We start from the raw sequence: 15621 nt of genomic DNA, 5'->3' as shown, positions 1-15621 counted from the left end.
ATGCCCCGTACCGTTCATCGAAGCGCGTCGCATCTCGCAAGGATGCGTACTGCGCGCCAGGCCGTCGCTGCCTGGTTTCCGATTTGCCAATGCCGCGACGGGACCTTATGTCTGGTCACCCAGACTGGCAATGACGGCACCGATGGCGCGCGCTTTCCTCTTCGTTCTCGACTCCTTCGGCATTGGCGGCGCGGCCGATGCCGAACGCTATGGCGATGCCGGCTCGAACACATTCGGACATATCGCCCAGGCCTGCGGGGAAGGCCGCGCCGATCGCGAAGGCCTGCGCAAGGGACCGCTTCTGGTGCCCAACATGGTTTCACTCGGTCTAGGCCGCGCCGCGCACACTGCGACCGGGTTTCGGTTCGACAGTAGTGCCGGCGCTGTTTCGGCCTCCGCCTTCCACGGCGCGGCGCAGGAGATTTCGAGCGGCAAGGATACGCCGTCGGGTCACTGGGAAATCGCCGGCCTGCCGGTGCGCTTCGACTGGGGCTATTTCCCCGATACGGTGCCCGCCTTCCCTGCCGAACTGACCGAAGCGATGATCCGCGAGGGCAAGGTGCCGGGCATTCTCGGCAACTGCCATGCGCCGGGCACGGAGATCATCGAGCGCTTCGGCGAGGAGCATATCCGTACCGGCAAGCCGATCTGCTACACCTCGGTCGATTCCGTCCTGCAGATAGCAGCGCACGAGGTCCATTTCGGCCTGGAGCGGCTCTACCAGTTCTGCAAGACGGTGCGCCGGCTGGTCGACCCGCTTAAAATCGGACGGGTGATCGCACGGCCCTTCCTTGGCGAAACATCAGCCACCTTCGAGCGCACCTACAACCGCCATGACTACGCCGTGCCGCCGCCCGAACCGACGCTGCTCGACCGGCTGACAGCGCGCGGCAGCCGGGTGATAGCGGTCGGCAAGATCGGCGACATCTTCGCTCATCGCGGTATCTCGGAAGTGCGCAAGGCGCCCGGCAACATGGCGATGTTCGACAAGGCGCTGGGCGCGATGGACGATGCCGGCGACGGCGACCTGGTGTTCGCCAATTTCGTCGACTTCGACACCGAGTTCGGTCATCGCCGCGACGTCGCCGGCTATGCGGCGGCGCTCGAAGCCTTCGACCGGCGGCTGCCTGAGGCGCTGGCGAAACTGAAGCCGGGCGACCTGCTCATCCTCACCGCCGACCATGGCAACGATCCGACATGGCGCGGCACCGACCACACGCGCGAACGCATTCCGGTGATCGGCACCGCACCGGGCCTCACCGGCGGCGACATCGGGCTGAGGGCCACCTTCGCCGACATCGGTGAAACCGTGGCCGAACACCTCGCGCTGGCGCAAGGCCGACACGGTACTTCCTTTCATGCGACGATAGGCGGCCATGCCTGAGCTGCCCGAGGTCGAGACGGTCCGGCGTGGCCTGCAGCCGGTTCTGGAAGGCGCGCGCATCGTGCGCGTCGAGGCACGCCGGCCCGATCTCAGATTTCCGTTTCCGGCGAAATTCGCGCAGCGGCTGACCGGCAAGACCATCACCGCGCTTGGCCGCCGCGCCAAATATCTGACCATGCATCTGGACGGCGGCCCGGTGCTGATCTGCCATCTCGGCATGTCGGGCTCGTTCCGCATCGAAACCGTCGATGACAGCGAGACGCCGGGCGCATTCCATCACGAGCGCTCGAAGGATGCCAAGCACGACCATGTCGTGTTTCATGTCGTGTCGCCAGCCGGCGTCCAGTCTTGCGTGGTCTTCAACGACCCGCGTCGCTTCGGCTTCATGCTGTTTGCCGAAGGGCTGGCCGACGCGCATCCGATGCTGGCGGGACTGGGCGTCGAGCCGACCGGCAATGCCCTGGACGGCTCCCTGCTCGCCTCGCTGCTGAAGGGCCGTAGATCGCCGTTGAAGGCGGCGCTGCTCGACCAGAAGCTGATTGCCGGACTCGGCAATATCTATGTGTCGGAAGCGCTGTGGCGCGCCGGCCTGTCGCCGTTGCGCGAGGCAGGCACCATCGCCGGGACCGGCAAGAAGGCCAAGGAGCAGAGCGAACGTCTGGCGGAAGCGATCCGTTCGGTCATCGCCGATGCGATCGCCGCCGGCGGGTCGTCGCTGCGCGACTATGTGCACACAGACGGGTCGCTGGGCTATTTCCAGCATTCCTTCGCGGTCTACGATCGCGAGGGCGAGCCCTGCCCGACGCCCGGCTGCCGCGGCCACATCGAGCGCGTCGTGCAAAGCGGCCGCTCGACCTTCTATTGCCGGACCTGTCAGCGGTGAGCTAGACCGGTCTCTTCATTGCCGGAACGAGGAGGCCAGCCCATGAGCTATGAAACCATCATCGTGGAGACCCGCGGCAAGGTCGGCCTGATCACGCTGAACCGGCCCAAGGCGCTCAACGCGCTGAATGCCCAGGTGCTGGCGGACATGCTGGCGGCGGCAAAGGGGTTCGATGCCGATCCGGGCATCGGCGCCATGGTCATCACCGGTTCCGAGAAGGCCTTTGCGGCGGGCGCCGACATCAAGGAAATGCAGGCCATCGCCTACGCCGACGCCTATGTGCAGGATCTTTTCGTCGGCTGGGAGGAATTCACACGCGCGCGCAAGCCGATGATCGCGGCTGTCGCCGGCTATGCGCTGGGCGGCGGCTGCGAGCTGGCGATGATGTGCGATTTCATCATTGCCGCCGACACGGCAAAATTCGGCCAGCCCGAAATCACGCTCGGCGTCATTCCCGGCATGGGCGGATCGCAACGGCTGACCCGCTTTGTCGGCAAGTCGAAGGCGATGGACATGTGCCTGACCGGACGGATGATGGATGCCGCCGAGGCCGAGCGGAGCGGCCTGGCGTCGCGCGTCGTGCCGGCCGCCGAGCTGGTCGAGGAGGCGCTGAAGGCCGCGGCCCGGATATCAGAATTTTCGCTGCCCTCGGTGATGATGGCCAAGGAGGCCATCAACCGCGCCTACGAGACGACGCTGGCCGAGGGACTGCGCTTCGAACGCCGGCTGTTCCACTCGTTGTTTGCGCTCGACGACCAGAAGGAAGGCATGGCGGCCTTTGCCGAGAAGCGGAAGCCGAATTTCACCAACCGCTAGCGTCAACGCGTTAGAGCATGATGCCCTCCGAAAAACCGCTTCACACTTTTCGGCATCATGCTCCGGCGGCAGCGGCCAAAAAGAAGCCAAAGCGGCGTTGACGCGCCGGGAAAGCTGAACTATAAGCCGCTCCAACCGAGGCGGCCGTTGGCTGCCCGTTTGTTTTTTGCGCCCTGCGGCATCCCGCATGCGCTCACCAGATCAGAAGAGAGGCACCATGGCCAATACCTCCTCGGCCAAAAAGGCAACGCGCAAGATCGCCCGCCGCGCAGCGATCAACAAGAACCGCCGCTCGCGCGTGCGTACCTATGTCCGCCAGGTCGAAGAGGCACTGGCTGCCGGCGACAAGGCAGCCGCGCTGGAAGCCTTCAAGACCGCAGAGCCGGAATTGATGCGCGCCGCGACCAAGGGCGTGATCCACAAGAATACGGCATCGCGCAAGGTGTCGCGTCTGGCTCACCGCCTCAAGGTGCTGTCGGCCTGATCGACCGTTCCTGAACTGTCGTTCTTTCAAACCCGGCCGATCGCGCCGGGTTTTTTCGTTTGCCGGCAACCACTTAAAAAGAACGCCCGCAAAGCGCGCCCGGCCCGCATTCCAGAGTTCGGAATGCTTTGCCGGCACATACACTCCCGCTGATATTCCAATCCACCGAAATGGCCCATGCCAATAAATTTGGCTGTCACAAATTACTGATATTTTTCAATGACTTGTGGCCGGTGATCCACAGCTTGTTCACATCGCCTGTGGGCGACAGGCGACAAGTTGGTGTCAAGCGAATTATTTCAGAAAATTTCAAACCGCACAGCCATTTTCATATTCGCGGCAAAAGGGTTTGAATCACAATGGCTTTGTCAAAATCTGCGGTTCCAGGACAGGCCCCGAAGCCTTCATCAGTAACCAGATTCCTTAAAAATCCGTTAGAGGTGGCCTTGCCCTATCCACAGCGATTTCGGTAATGTCTGTCCATCGAAAGGGACGGGCCATTAGCCCATAACCCAGCCTGAATCGGCCAGCTCACAATGGCAGAATTCATGACGTGGATCAATTCCGCGAACGGGTATGGTTTGTCTTTTCCGTGCGGTAGGGGACTGGCGTAATTGTACATGGCAGGTTGATGGCGCACCGGCGTTTTCGCCGGGTGGTGTTGCTTTGCCCGAACATGTCAGACGGACTGGCTTTAAGCAGCCGGGGCCGATCCCTTGCTGACGAGGCAACGTCATCCGCCGGCGGCGGCGGTGGTGTTGTAGCGAAGATACGGTCGCTGGAAACATGGGTGCAGGAGGCGCACTCCCGGCGGAAAAAAGGTACAAAAGAGCAAGGGACGCACAATCATGCAGAGCGGCATCGAGCGGGAGCTAACGGGCGACCTGCCATTTCCTGGAACATTGGTCGGAGCGCACGACATGGCGGCTTCCAGCGACGCGGAACAGAAGTTCGACCGGGTCAAGGCCCAGTTGAAGGCGCGTCTGGGAACCGAGGTCTATTCGAGCTGGTTCGGGCGGATGAAGGTGGCGGAGGCTTCCCGGGGCATTGTACGCATCTCTGTGCCCACGGCCTTCCTGCGCTCGTGGATCAATGGTCACTATCTCGATCTCATCGCCGATCTGTGGAAGCACGAGGATCCAGAGGTCCTGAAGATTGAGATCGTCGTGCGCACCGCGACCCGTCCGGCCCGTAATGGCGTCGAGCCCGAAGCCGTGCCTGCGCGCAAGATGACCAAGCAGACGCAGACCGCACTGGCGGCCGGCACGGCGGGTCCAGGCCGGGTGGAGCGGGCGCCCGCCCCTCGCCCCGGCACGCCGATCGAGGCCGAGTTCCGGCACAATGTGCTGGGGTCGCCGCTCGACCCGCGCTACACGTTCGGCTCCTTCATCGAAGGCCCATCGAACCGGGTGGCCTTCGCCGCCGCCAAGGCCGTGGCGGAATCGCAGTCGAGCGCGGTGCGCTTCAATCCGCTGTTCCTCCATGCCACCGTCGGGCTCGGCAAGACTCACCTTTTGCAGGCGATCGCGGCCGAGTCGCTCAAACAGAACCCGAAATCGCGTGTCGTCTACCTGACGGCCGAATATTTCATGTGGCGCTTCGCCACCGCGATCCGCGACAACAATGCGCTGACGCTGAAGGAACAGCTGCGCGACATCGACCTGTTGATCATCGACGACATGCAGTTCCTGCAGGGCAAGTCGATCCAGCATGAATTCTGCCATCTCATCAACATGCTGCTCGACAGCGCCAAGCAAGTGGTGGTTGCCGCCGACAGGCCGCCGTCGGAATTGGAATCGCTGGAGCCACGCGTGCGTTCGCGCCTCAATGGCGGTGTCGCGCTCGAAATGTCGGCGCCGGATTTCGCCATGCGCATCGGCATGCTCAAACTGCGGCTGGCCACGGCCAAGGTCGACGATGCCTCGCTCAATATTTCGGAGGAGATCCTCAACCATGTCGCCCGCACGGTAACCGGCAGTGGGCGTGAACTGGAAGGCGCGTTCAACCAGCTGCTGTTTCGTCAGTCGTTCGAGCCGGCGATCACCATCGACCGCATCGATGAGATCCTCGGCCATATCTATCGCTCGGGCGAGCCGAAGCGGGTGCGCATCGAGGACATCCAGCGCATCGTGGCGCGCCACTACAATGTGTCGAAGACAGAGCTTCTGTCCAACCGGCGCACGCGCACCATCGTCAAGCCCAGGCAGGTCGCCATGTACCTGTCGAAGGTGATGACGCCACGTTCGCTGCCGGAGATCGGCAGGCGTTTCGGCGGTCGCGATCACACTACGGTGCTGCATGCCGTGCGCAAGATCGAGGACCTTTCCGGCGTCGACAATACGCTGGCGCAAGAGCTGGAACTGTTGCGCAGGCTGATCAACGACCAGGCCTGAGCGGCGAGGCAAACAGAGCGCGCCGAGTTTAGAGTATTCGGTCGGCGCGCTTTAAATTTCTTGTTTTGATGCATGTCGTTGTCCCAAAACCGCCGCGCACTTTTGGGCGACATGCACCGGTTGACGACCATTGCCTGCTTTATCCCCAGAAAGCCCGCGTAACCGGCGTGAACCGGTGGCGCGGGCTTGCGTTTAACGGCTTTTTCCTGTCAGTTTGCATAGATTCTGAGCCTGTTCAGACCTTTCGCGGGGCGCCGCCCACTGGTGACCCGTTCATTCATTCAAGCGAGCCTGTTTCGTCATGCGTGTTATCCTGGAACGGTCAAATCTCCTGAAGTCGCTCAACCACGTTCATCGCGTGGTCGAACGGCGCAACACCATACCGATCCTGTCGAATGTGCTACTCAGCGCCGAGGGCGCCAGCCTTGAAATGAAAGCCACCGACCTGGACCTCGAAGTGACCGAAGCGACACCCGCAAAGGTCGAGCGCGGCGGGGCGACGACGGTTCCGGCGCACCTGCTCTACGACATCGTGCGCAAACTGGCCGACGGCGCCGAGGTGATGCTGAAGACCGACGAGGACGGCAATGCCATGACGGTGACGTCGGGCCGCTCGAGCTTTCGCCTGCAATGCCTGCCGCAGTCCGATTTCCCCGAGCTTTCGGCCGGGTCGTTCTCGCATATCTTCCGGCTCGATTCCGTCGCCTTGAGAGGCCTGATCGAGAAGACCCAGTTCGCCATCTCCACCGAAGAGACGCGCTATTATCTGAACGGCATCTACCTGCACACGCATGAGACCGGCGGCAAGCTGAAGCTGCGCTCGGTCGCGACCGACGGCCATCGCCTGGCGCGCGCCGAAATCGACGCCCCGGCGGGTTCCGAAGGCATGCCGGGCATCATCATTCCGCGCAAGACGGTCAGCGAATTGCAGAAACTGGTCGACGATCCCGATGTCGCTGTCACCACCGAATTGTCCGACACCAAGATCCGCTTCACCATCGGCAGCGTGGTTTTGACCTCGAAGCTGATCGACGGCACTTTCCCGGACTATCAGCGCGTCATCCCGACCGGCAACGACAAGAAACTGATCATCGACCGCCAGAGTTTCGCTGCCGCCGTCGACCGCGTCTCGACCATCTCCTCCGAGCGTGGCCGCGCGGTGAAGCTTTCGATCACCGAAGGCCAGGTGACGCTTGCGGTGAACAATCCGGATTCGGGCAGCGCCACCGAGGAACTGGCCGCCGACTATTCGTCCGACCCGATCGAGATCGGCTTCAACGCCAAATATCTGCTCGACGTCGCCGCGCAGCTGACCGGCACGGAAGCGAAGTTCATGCTGGCCGATGCTGGCTCGCCGACGCTGATCCACGACATGGCCGACGAGACCGCGCTCTACGTGCTGATGCCGATGCGGGTGTAGCCGCGCAGCGGCAAACCTTCGGCGTGACGATTGCGGCGACTTCTACAGGCGGATAGCGGTTGCCCGAGCAAAGCCATATAAGTAAGCTAACACTTACGAATTTCCGCAACTATGCGTCCCTGACGATCGACCTTTCTCCGGGCGCCGTGGTGTTTTCCGGCGACAATGGTGCGGGCAAGACCAATCTCCTGGAAGCTATCTCCCTGCTGACGCCGGGCCGCGGCCTGCGCCGCGCGCCTTATGCCGACGTGGCCCGAGAAGGCGGCGATGGCGGCTTTGCGCTGCACGCCCGGCTCGACGGGCCCGATGGCCAGGTCGAGATCGGCACCGGCATCACCGGTGGCGAAGCCGCCGGCGAAGGCGGCCGCAAGGTGCGGATCAATGGTGCACCGGCGCGGTCGGCCGACGCCATGCTGGAGTGGCTGCGCGTCGTCTGGCTGACGCCGGCCATGGACGGCCTGTTTCCGGGACCCGCCGCCGACCGGCGGCGCTTTCTCGACCGGCTGGTGCTGGCGATCGATCCCGGCCACGGCCAGCGCGCCCTCGATTATGAGAAGGCGATGCGCGGACGTAACCGGTTGCTTACGGAAGGCTCGCGCGACGGCGCCTGGTTCGAGGCTATCGAGACGCAGATGGCCGAGACCGGCGTGGCGATCGCAGCGGCGCGCGCCGAACTGGTGCGCCTGCTTGCCGCCATGATCGACAGGCTGCCCAGCAGCGGGCCGTTTCCGCAGGCCGACATCCGTCTTTCCGGCGACCTGGAAGAACAAGTCGCCAATGCGCCAGCGGTGGACGTCGAGGAGCGCTATCGCGCCGCCCTTGCCGATGGTCGCGAGCGCGACCGCGCCGCCGGACGCACGCTGGATGGTCCGCACCGTTCGGATCTTCTCGTGCGCCACCGTCCCAAGGCAATGCCGGCCGAACTCTGCTCGACCGGCGAACAGAAGGCGCTGCTGGTCGGCATCGTGCTGTCGCATGCCAGGCTGACCGGCGAGATGTCGGGGATGACGCCGATCCTGCTGCTCGACGAGATCGCCGCGCATCTCGACGCCGGCCGACGCGCCGCGCTGTTTTCGATCCTGGAAGAGCTGAATTGCCAGGCCTTCATGACCGGAACCGACGCGGCGCTGTTTTCCAGCCTTAGAGGACGCGCGCAGTTCCTCACCGTCGACCACGGCACGGTTGGGCCAACCGAAGAGACCTGACAAGGTTTTTTACCCGCTATATGGTCCGGCAATGACCCCTGCCACCTTCACCGACGAAGAGCTTGAGCGCTATGCGCGCCACATCGTGCTGCCCGAGATCGGCGGCGCCGGCCAGCAGAGGCTGAAGCGGGCCCGGGTGCTGGTCATCGGCGCCGGCGGGCTCGGCGCGCCGGTGCTGGAATATCTAGCCGCCGCCGGCGTCGGCACGCTCGGCATCGTCGACGACGACACCGTCTCGCTCTCCAATCTGCAGCGGCAAGTAATCCATGCCACCGACACGATCGGCACGGCGAAGACCGGGAGCGCCAAGGCGACGATCGCCCGGATCAATCCCCATGTCGCGGTGGAACTGCACGATTTCAGGCTGACGGCCGACAATGCCGCTGCGCTCATCGCGCGCTACGACATCGTTGTAGACGGCTCCGACAATTTCGAGACGCGCTATGTCGTGGCCGATGCCTGCGCGGCGGAAAAGCGGCCGCTTGTGCATGCTGCCGTCGGCCGCTTCGACGGCTCGGTGACGGTGTTGATACCGTTCGAGACCGGCGCCGACGGCAAGCCAAACCCTGGTTATCGCGACCTCTTTCCGGAAGCGCCGCCGGAGGGGCTGGTGCCGTCCTGCGCCGTTGCCGGCGTCGTCGGCGCGCTGACCGGCGTCGTCGGCACGCTGCAAGCGATGGAAGCGATCAAGCTGATCACCGGCATCGGCGAACCGCTGGTCGGCCGGCTGCTGCTCTACGATGCGCTGTCGGCGCGCTTCGATACGATCCGTTACAAGAGAAGCTGAGCGCATGGATCAGCCCGCCGGCGTTTTCATAACGCAACTTGCCCCCGGCTTTGAACGTTGGGACGAACTGCTCAATCTGATCAAGCGCGCCTTTGCGCCGATGGACGGCGTCATCGACCCGCCCTCCTCGGCGCATCTGCTGAACGTCGAAAACCTCCGGGACAAGGCCGGCCGGGAGATAGCGTTGCTGGCGCTGCAGGACGGTCGGATTGAAGGCTGCGTCTTCGCGTTGGAGCGAACAGATGATTTCTATGTCGGCAAGCTCGCTGTTGCACCCGAGCTTCAGGGACAAGGCATCGGCCGACAGTTGATGCAGGCTGTCGAGGATTTTGCCCGCCGCCGCAACAGACCCGCCATCGAACTGCAGACGCGGATCGAACTCTCGGCAAATCACGCGACCTTTGCCCGTCTCGGCTTTCGCGAAACCGAACGCACCGCACATGAGGGCTATGACCGGCCGACCTCGATCACCATGCGCAAGGTGCTGGCGTGAGCCTCGCTCTCAGTCCGCAGGAGAAGGCAGTCGCCGCCGGCCAGGATGGGGTGGCGATGGCGATGCGCATCGTTGCCGAAAGCGCCAGGTTGCTCGGCGCACCGCGGCTGATCCCGATCGCCTCGGCGCATATAGACGGCGCGCTTTATCACGGCGATTCCGGCACGTTGTTTGCCGAAAGGCTGGTCGAGGGCGGCGCGCGCGTTGCGGTACGCTCGACGCTGAATGTCGGCGCGCTCGACCTGATGGGCTGTTCGCGCGTGCGTCTCGAAGAGCCGGCGCGCGGCATGGCGCGGCGGATGATGGAAGCCTACCGCAAACTGGGCTGCGAGCAGAGCTGGACCTGTGCGCCCTATCAGGCCGGCCACAGGCCAGCCCAGGGCAGCGATGTCGCATGGGGCGAATCGAACGCGGTGGTGTTCTGCAATTCGGTGCTGGGCGCGCGCACCAACCGCTATGGCGACTTCCTCGACATCGCCTGCGCCATATCGGGCCGCGCGCCGGATTACGGCCTGCACCGCACGGAGAACCGGCAGGCGCGGCTGGTGTTCGATGTCTCCGGCCTGTCCGCCTCCTTCCTCGGCTCGGAGACCGCCTGGCCGGTGCTGGGCAGCCTCTATGGCCGCGAGGTGGGCAATGCCGTCGGCGTCGTTACCGGAATATCCAGCCATCCCGGCGAAGACGCGCTGAAAGCTTTTGGCGCTGCGGCGGCATCATCGGGCGCGGTCGGCCTGTTCCACATTGCCGGCGTGACGCCTGAGGCGCCCGACGCCGAGACCATCCTGGCCGGCGGCAGGCCAGAAACGGTGATCCGCGTCACGCCGGAGATGGTCGCCAAAGCCCGCGCGGGCCTGTCCACCGCAGCTACGCAAACCGCCATCGATGCGGTGGCGATCGGCAGTCCGCACCTGTCTTCGGCCGAATTCGAAGCGCTGGAGCAGTTGATCAGCGGGCGGCGACTCCGTGTACCGATCTACGCCTGCACCGGCCGCCATGTGCTCACGACGCTCGAACAGAGCGGCCGCCGCAAGACGCTCGAGGCAAGCGGCGTCGTCATCGTCGCCGACACTTGCGTGGTGGTGACGCCGATCCTGCCGGAGCTTGCCGGCGGTGTGCTGATGACCAATTCGGGAAAATTCGCGCAATACGCGCCAGGCAATACCGGCTACGCCGTGCTTTATGGCTCGCTGGCCGACTGCGTCGAAAGCGCCGTCATCGGTAAGCCACGCTTTACGGATATCGCCGCATGAGCGCCGCCGCGGAAATCCTGGTGCCGGGCAGCAGCGGTGAAGGCGCAGCCCTGGTGCTGACCGCGCCGATCAGCTTCTGGGGCGGCGTCGATCCGAAGAACGGCCGCATCGCCGATGTCCGCCACCCGCAGCATGGCGAGAGCATTGCCGGCCGTGTACTGTTCCTGCCAGGCACGATCGGCTCGTCCTCCGCGTCGGCCGTGCTGCTGGAGCTTGTCCACAATGGCCATGCGCCGGCGGCCCTCGTGCTGCACGAGCCGGACGCGATCCTGCTGCTGGGGCTGATCGTGGCCCGGGAAATGGGCTGGCAGACGCCACTGGCTTTGCGGCTCGGATGCGACCAGTTTGAACGTTTCCGAGGCAAAAGGCTGAATGTTGGATTAGAAGGGTCGATCGACATCGATACTCAAAACACCACTTCGAGCCCAACTCTGTGAGCAACCGGATCCGCCCCGCTGGCGCCAACGACGCACTCCACGTCGCAGCGATCGTTGACATTGCCGGGCACGGCATCGACCTCGAAAGCTGGATCAAGAACAGCGGCGACGATCACGCGGTTCTGAATGCGGCACGACGCGCGGCCTCCGAAGACCCGAATTCACCCTATCATTTCTCCAAGGCCTACCTCATCGAGGTGGAGGGCGTGATCGCCGGTGGATTGGTCGGGGAACTGATTTCACAAAACGAGGACTACGCTGCCGAGATTTCGCCTGCTCTGGCGCCACTCGTGACACTGGAAACGCGACTGATCGGATACTGGTCTATTCTCGGCGTCGCGGTCTATGGGGAGTTTCGCGGCAAGGGGCTTGCGGCAAAGCTGATCCATTATGCTGATGAGGTGGCCCGGAATATTGGGGCGAAAGGGCTGTGTCTTGTCGTCGAAGACACCAACCTTCCGGCAATTTCCGTCTACCAGAGACTGGGCTTCTCCATTGCCGGCCGTCTGCCCTGGATCGCCTATGGTGGCAGGAGCGGACCGGGCGAATGGGTTATGATGAAGCGCGACTTCTAGTCTAACTCAGACGGTTCAAGTCCGCAGCGGCAGTACGCGATCCGGCGGACGGTGGCCGTCGAAGAAGGCACGGATGTTGATGATCACCTTCTCGCCCATGTCGATGCGGCCCTCCAGCGTCGCCGAGCCCATATGCGGCAACAGCACCACCTTGTTCTTGGCGGCGAGCTTCAAAAGCTTGCTGTTCAGCGCCGGCTCGTGCTCGTAGACGTCGAGGCCGGCGCCAGCGATCTTGCCGTCCTGGATCAGCTTGACCAGAGACTCCTCGTCGATGATGTCGCCGCGCGCGGTGTTTACGATGTAAGCTGTGGGCTGCATCAGCGCCAGCCGCCGCGCTGACAGCAAATGAAAGGTGGCCGGTGTCGACGGGCAATTGACCGAGATGATGTCCATGCGGGCAAGCATCTGGTCGAGGCTTTCCCAATAGGTTGCCTCCAGCCCTTCCTCGACTTCCGGCAGCACGCGATGGCGGTTGTGATAGTGGATCGACAGGCCGAAGGCCTTGGCGCGTCTCGCAACCGCGGTGCCGATTCGGCCCATGCCGACGATGCCGAGGCGCTTGCCCCAGATGCGCCGTCCGAGCATCCAGGTCGGCGACCAGCCGGCCCATTTCTTGTCACTGGTCAGCACGTTTGCGCCTTCCGCCAGACGACGCGGCACTGCCAGCATCAGCGCCATGGTCATGTCGGCGGTGTCTTCAGTCAGTACGTTCGGCGTGTTGGTGACGGTGATGCCTTTCTTGGCTGCCGCCTCCACGTCGATCTTGTCGACACCATTGCCGAAATTGGCGATCAGCTTGAGATTGTCGCCGGCCTGGGCGATCAACGCGGCGTCGATCTGGTCGGTGATGGTCGGCACCAGCACGTCGGCTTCCTTGACCGCCGCGACCAGCTCCGGCTGCGTCATCGGCCGATCCTCGACATTCAGCCTAGCATCGAAGAGTTCGCGCATGCGGGTCTCGACCAGATCGGGGAGTTTGCGCGTGATGACGACGAGAGGCCGTTTTTTGCCTGCCATTGTTTCCTCGAACCCGATCTCGTTGAGACCTCTTTAACCAAGACAGGCGAAACTGAATACCGGTCGCGGTGCCTGCCACTCCTGTAACAAGCGGTGCCGCCGAAGACAAAGAAAAAGGGGCGCCCAGGCCAACAGGCACGCGCTGAAAGGAATGAAAGTGTCTGGTTTCGCGTCGCTTCGCCTGATCCTCAGCGCAGCGCTTCTCGGCGCTCTCCTGCATTCCCCGCAAGCCGCGGCGCAAGGTGCTGCCGCACCTGTACAGACGGTGACGCTCGGTCCAAGCGGCCTGCCGCTGCCGCGCTTCGTCAGCCTGAAATCGGCCCGCGTCAACTCGCGCGTCGGCCCCGGCGCCAACTATTCAGTCGACTGGATGTACACCAAGGCCGGCCTGCCTATGGAAATCATCCAGGAATTCGACACCTGGCGGCGCGTGCGCGACGCCGATGGCTCGGAGGGCTGGATCAACCAATCGCTGCTGTCGGGCCGCCGCACCGCGATCGTCGCGCCCTGGCAGCGCAGCAAAGGTGGCCGAATCAATCTGCTCGACGATGCGGACAAGGACGCCAGCGTCATCGCCATCATCGAGCCGGGCGTGACGGGCACGATCAAAACCTGCGATGGCCAGTGGTGCGAGATGACCTTCGACGGCCACACCGGCTGGATCGCCCAGTCGCAGGTCTGGGGCGCCTATCCCGGCGAGCGCGTCAAGAACTGATCCTGAGGCCGACCTCTGGGATCATGGCCTAACGGCCGATACGGCCGAGATGGGTATCCTGAAAACCGCTCGACAGCTTGAGGCCATAGCCGAGAGCGCGGTCGATGGCGATGTGGATAATCCAGATCAGCGCGATAGCGGTCGCCATCGACTTGCCAAGCACATATCCACCGAGCGCCAGCAGCAGCGGGACGATCAATATGTGCAACGCGTTATAAGCGACGGCGCCGACGCGCGGCCCGGCGAGATAACCCAGCATCGACAGGTCAGGCGCCAGGATGAGCAGGGCAAACAGCCACCAGGATGCACCCGACAGCGCGTAAAGGACGATAGCCACTACGGCGACAGCGGCCCATTCGAGCCGGACCGCCAGATCCACAGGTTTCATCGAATTGCTATTCACACGCCGCGCTTCGGGCGCAGCCGAACCACGATGTCGACATTGGCGATCTCCATGCCTGCGGGTGGCTCCGGCAGGTTGGAGACGGTCACCGGACCGCTTTCTATGTCGAAGATCCGGTTTTCGCCTTCGATGTAGAAATGATGGTGATCGGAGGTGTTGGTGTCGAAATAGGTCTTCGACCCCTCGACCGCCAGGATGCGCAGCAGGCCGGCCTGGGTGAACTGGTGAAGCGCGTTGTAGACGGTGGCGAGCGAGACCGGCACGCCGGCGGCGACCGCCTCCTCATGCAGTTCCTCGGCCGAAAGGTGGCGGTCGCCCTTGGCAAACAGCAGATCGGCCAGCGCAATGCGCTGGCGTGTCGGCCTCAGGCCGGCTTCGCGAACCCGCTTGTCCACAGCGACATTTTCCTTCCGGCAGCCCAGATCCATCTATCCGTCCAAGCCCACAGTTCTGCCTCAAGACACGCCCAGAGTGGCGAAAAAACGTCATCGGCCGAAACTGGATACCTCGCGACATATATTCTGTTGGCCGAATACGATCAATAGAGCGACGTGCGTCCAGTTGGACGCACTAAGTGCGCTCTATCACTTTTTTGGCGTCGCATCGTGCTTTCCGGAAATCGAAATCGATTTCCGGGCCGATGCGAGAGCGCGCATTGACCCGGGCAGACGGGCGGGTTAAGCGCAAACGCCGGTTTCCGGCCCGAAAGGGATTGTGTTAGGAAACCAACGACAAGGGCGCCCCACCGCCCGGGATGATTATGGGGAAGAGACATATGGCGGGTTCGAAATCCAGCTACGGTTATGAGGAATTGCTTGCCTGCGCCCGCGGCGAGCTGTTCGGGCCGGGCAATGCCCAGTTGCCCTACCCGCCGATGCTGATGTTCGACCGCATCACCGAAATCAGCGAGACCGGCGGCGCCCACGACAAGGGCTTCATCCGCGCCGAATTCGACATCAAGCCGGACCTGTGGTTCTTCGCCTGCCATTTCATCGGCAATCCGATCATGCCGGGGTGCCTCGGCCTCGACGCCATGTGGCAGTTGACGGGGTTCTATCTCGGCTGGCTCGGCGAACCAGGCAAGGGCATGGCGCTGTCGACCGGCGAAGTGAAGTTCAAGGGCATGGTGACGCCATCGGTCAAGAAGGTGGAATACGGCATCGATTTCAAGCGCGTCATGCGCGGGCGCCTGGTGCTCGGCATCGCCGATGGCTGGCTTAAGGCCGACGGCGAACCCATATACGCTGCGACAGACCTCAAGGTGGGGCTGTCCAAGCAATCGGCCGCCTGACCGGCGCCACTGCAGCAGGGCGTTTCTCCTGAGACGCGCAATGACGCTGCAGCACTTTGATTTTGCGT

17 protein-coding genes are annotated in these 15621 nt (G+C 63.4%); 14 read left to right on the top strand and 3 right to left on the bottom strand.

The genetic code is table 11. The annotated features are described in order from the left end of the window. Nucleotides 1-142 precede the first annotated feature (142 nt). The 12 genes from AC1DYO_RS13890 to AC1DYO_RS13835 all read left to right on the top strand — a co-directional run bounded on the left by AC1DYO_RS13890 (nt 143) and on the right by AC1DYO_RS13835 (nt 12127). A complete protein-coding gene (locus tag AC1DYO_RS13890; protein WP_477264036.1) occupies nt 143-1384 on the top strand; it encodes a phosphopentomutase in 1242 nt (413 codons plus the stop codon). Continuing rightward, entirely contained in the window at nt 1377-2267 is an 891-nt protein-coding gene (gene mutM / locus AC1DYO_RS13885; protein ID WP_477264034.1) for a bifunctional DNA-formamidopyrimidine glycosylase/DNA-(apurinic or apyrimidinic site) lyase, read from the top strand. The genes AC1DYO_RS13890 and mutM overlap by 8 nt, the downstream gene beginning before the upstream one ends. 42 nt (nt 2268-2309) lie before the next feature. Next, nucleotides 2310-3083 carry an enoyl-CoA hydratase gene (locus AC1DYO_RS13880; RefSeq protein WP_477264032.1) on the top strand — a complete coding sequence of 258 codons (774 nt, stop codon included), beginning with the start codon at nt 2310-2312 and terminating at the stop codon, nt 3081-3083. 217 nt (nt 3084-3300) lie between these two features. Then, nucleotides 3301-3567 carry a 30S ribosomal protein S20 gene (gene rpsT / locus AC1DYO_RS13875; RefSeq protein ID WP_023681995.1) on the top strand — a complete coding sequence of 89 codons (267 nt, stop codon included), beginning with the start codon at nt 3301-3303 and terminating at the stop codon, nt 3565-3567. An 848-nt stretch (nt 3568-4415) separates the two neighbouring features. Continuing rightward, the gene (dnaA, locus tag AC1DYO_RS13870; protein ID WP_142868389.1) at nt 4416-5960 is read left to right on the top strand and encodes a chromosomal replication initiator protein DnaA; all 1545 of its coding nucleotides are present in this window, start codon (nt 4416-4418) and stop codon (nt 5958-5960) included. A gap of 301 nt (nt 5961-6261) precedes the next feature. Then, nucleotides 6262-7380 carry a DNA polymerase III subunit beta gene (gene dnaN / locus AC1DYO_RS13865; protein WP_023669575.1) on the top strand — a complete coding sequence of 373 codons (1119 nt, stop codon included), beginning with the start codon at nt 6262-6264 and terminating at the stop codon, nt 7378-7380. Nucleotides 7381-7439: 59 nt separating this feature from the next. Then, the gene (recF, locus tag AC1DYO_RS13860) at nt 7440-8585 is read left to right on the top strand and encodes a DNA replication/repair protein RecF (RefSeq protein WP_477264029.1); all 1146 of its coding nucleotides are present in this window, start codon (nt 7440-7442) and stop codon (nt 8583-8585) included. A gap of 31 nt (nt 8586-8616) precedes the next feature. After that, entirely contained in the window at nt 8617-9372 is a 756-nt protein-coding gene (locus AC1DYO_RS13855) for a molybdopterin-synthase adenylyltransferase MoeB (RefSeq protein ID WP_477264027.1), read from the top strand. A gap of 4 nt (nt 9373-9376) precedes the next feature. After that, entirely contained in the window at nt 9377-9865 is a 489-nt protein-coding gene (locus tag AC1DYO_RS13850) for a GNAT family N-acetyltransferase (protein ID WP_477264025.1), read from the top strand. After that, on the top strand, nt 9862-11115 hold the full coding sequence (locus tag AC1DYO_RS13845; RefSeq protein WP_477264023.1) for an aconitase X: 1254 nt from the start codon (nt 9862-9864) through the stop codon (nt 11113-11115). Before AC1DYO_RS13850 ends, AC1DYO_RS13845 begins: the two co-directional genes overlap by 4 nt. Continuing rightward, nucleotides 11112-11552: an aconitase X swivel domain-containing protein gene (locus AC1DYO_RS13840; protein WP_477264021.1), complete on the top strand. Its 441-nt coding sequence runs from the start codon at nt 11112-11114 to the stop codon at nt 11550-11552. The genes AC1DYO_RS13845 and AC1DYO_RS13840 overlap by 4 nt, the downstream gene beginning before the upstream one ends. Next, entirely contained in the window at nt 11549-12127 is a 579-nt protein-coding gene (locus AC1DYO_RS13835; protein WP_477264019.1) for an N-acetyltransferase family protein, read from the top strand. Before AC1DYO_RS13840 ends, AC1DYO_RS13835 begins: the two co-directional genes overlap by 4 nt. 15 nt (nt 12128-12142) lie before the next feature. On the opposite strand, the gene AC1DYO_RS13830 is transcribed toward AC1DYO_RS13835, so the two are convergent. Continuing rightward, nucleotides 12143-13144: a 2-hydroxyacid dehydrogenase gene (locus AC1DYO_RS13830; RefSeq protein ID WP_477264017.1), complete on the bottom strand. Its 1002-nt coding sequence runs from the start codon at nt 13142-13144 to the stop codon at nt 12143-12145. Nucleotides 13145-13301: 157 nt separating this feature from the next. Here AC1DYO_RS13830 and AC1DYO_RS13825 point away from each other — a divergent pair, with 157 nt between their 5' ends. After that, nucleotides 13302-13859 (top strand): SH3 domain-containing protein, encoded by a 558-nt coding sequence (locus AC1DYO_RS13825; RefSeq protein WP_477264015.1) that lies wholly within the window; start codon nt 13302-13304, stop codon nt 13857-13859. 28 nt (nt 13860-13887) lie between these two features. Here AC1DYO_RS13825 and AC1DYO_RS13820 read toward each other — a convergent pair whose 3' ends face one another. Both AC1DYO_RS13820 and irrA read right to left on the bottom strand, forming a co-directional pair. Further along, complete coding sequence (locus AC1DYO_RS13820) at nt 13888-14247, bottom strand: DUF4260 domain-containing protein (RefSeq protein ID WP_477264013.1); 360 nt, start codon at nt 14245-14247, stop codon at nt 13888-13890. Nucleotides 14248-14258: 11 nt separating this feature from the next. Further along, nucleotides 14259-14690, bottom strand: coding sequence for an iron response transcriptional regulator IrrA (gene irrA, locus AC1DYO_RS13815; protein ID WP_477264011.1), 432 nt, complete (start codon nt 14688-14690; stop codon nt 14259-14261). 347 nt (nt 14691-15037) lie between these two features. Between irrA and fabA the strand changes: the two genes are divergently transcribed. Beyond that, nucleotides 15038-15553: a 3-hydroxyacyl-[acyl-carrier-protein] dehydratase FabA gene (gene fabA, locus AC1DYO_RS13810; RefSeq protein ID WP_023669566.1), complete on the top strand. Its 516-nt coding sequence runs from the start codon at nt 15038-15040 to the stop codon at nt 15551-15553. Nucleotides 15554-15621: the final 68 nt, after the last annotated feature.

The organism is Mesorhizobium sp. P2_F5 (assembly GCF_056403715.1).
This window is presented reverse-complemented; position numbering and strand designations above follow the sequence as displayed.

Bases quoted from the DNA above. Each gene is read 5' to 3' on its own strand.
- AC1DYO_RS13820 (WP_477264013.1), bottom strand. From the start codon at position 14,247: ATGAAACCTGTGGATCTGGCGGTCCGGCTCGAATGGGCCGCTGTCGCC.
- AC1DYO_RS13850 (WP_477264025.1), top strand. From the start codon at position 9,377: ATGGATCAGCCCGCCGGCGTTTTCATAACGCAACTTGCCCCCGGCTTT.
- AC1DYO_RS13840 (WP_477264021.1), top strand. From the start codon at position 11,112: ATGAGCGCCGCCGCGGAAATCCTGGTGCCGGGCAGCAGCGGTGAAGGC.
- fabA (WP_023669566.1), top strand. From the start codon at position 15,038: ATGGCGGGTTCGAAATCCAGCTACGGTTATGAGGAATTGCTTGCCTGC.
- AC1DYO_RS13880 (WP_477264032.1), top strand. From the start codon at position 2,310: ATGAGCTATGAAACCATCATCGTGGAGACCCGCGGCAAGGTCGGCCTG.
- dnaA (WP_142868389.1), top strand. From the start codon at position 4,416: ATGCAGAGCGGCATCGAGCGGGAGCTAACGGGCGACCTGCCATTTCCT.
- dnaN (WP_023669575.1), top strand. From the start codon at position 6,262: ATGCGTGTTATCCTGGAACGGTCAAATCTCCTGAAGTCGCTCAACCAC.
- AC1DYO_RS13890 (WP_477264036.1), top strand. From the start codon at position 143: ATGGCGCGCGCTTTCCTCTTCGTTCTCGACTCCTTCGGCATTGGCGGC.
- mutM (WP_477264034.1), top strand. From the start codon at position 1,377: ATGCCTGAGCTGCCCGAGGTCGAGACGGTCCGGCGTGGCCTGCAGCCG.
- AC1DYO_RS13855 (WP_477264027.1), top strand. From the start codon at position 8,617: ATGACCCCTGCCACCTTCACCGACGAAGAGCTTGAGCGCTATGCGCGC.
- rpsT (WP_023681995.1), top strand. From the start codon at position 3,301: ATGGCCAATACCTCCTCGGCCAAAAAGGCAACGCGCAAGATCGCCCGC.
- AC1DYO_RS13830 (WP_477264017.1), bottom strand. From the start codon at position 13,144: ATGGCAGGCAAAAAACGGCCTCTCGTCGTCATCACGCGCAAACTCCCC.
- irrA (WP_477264011.1), bottom strand. From the start codon at position 14,690: ATGGATCTGGGCTGCCGGAAGGAAAATGTCGCTGTGGACAAGCGGGTT.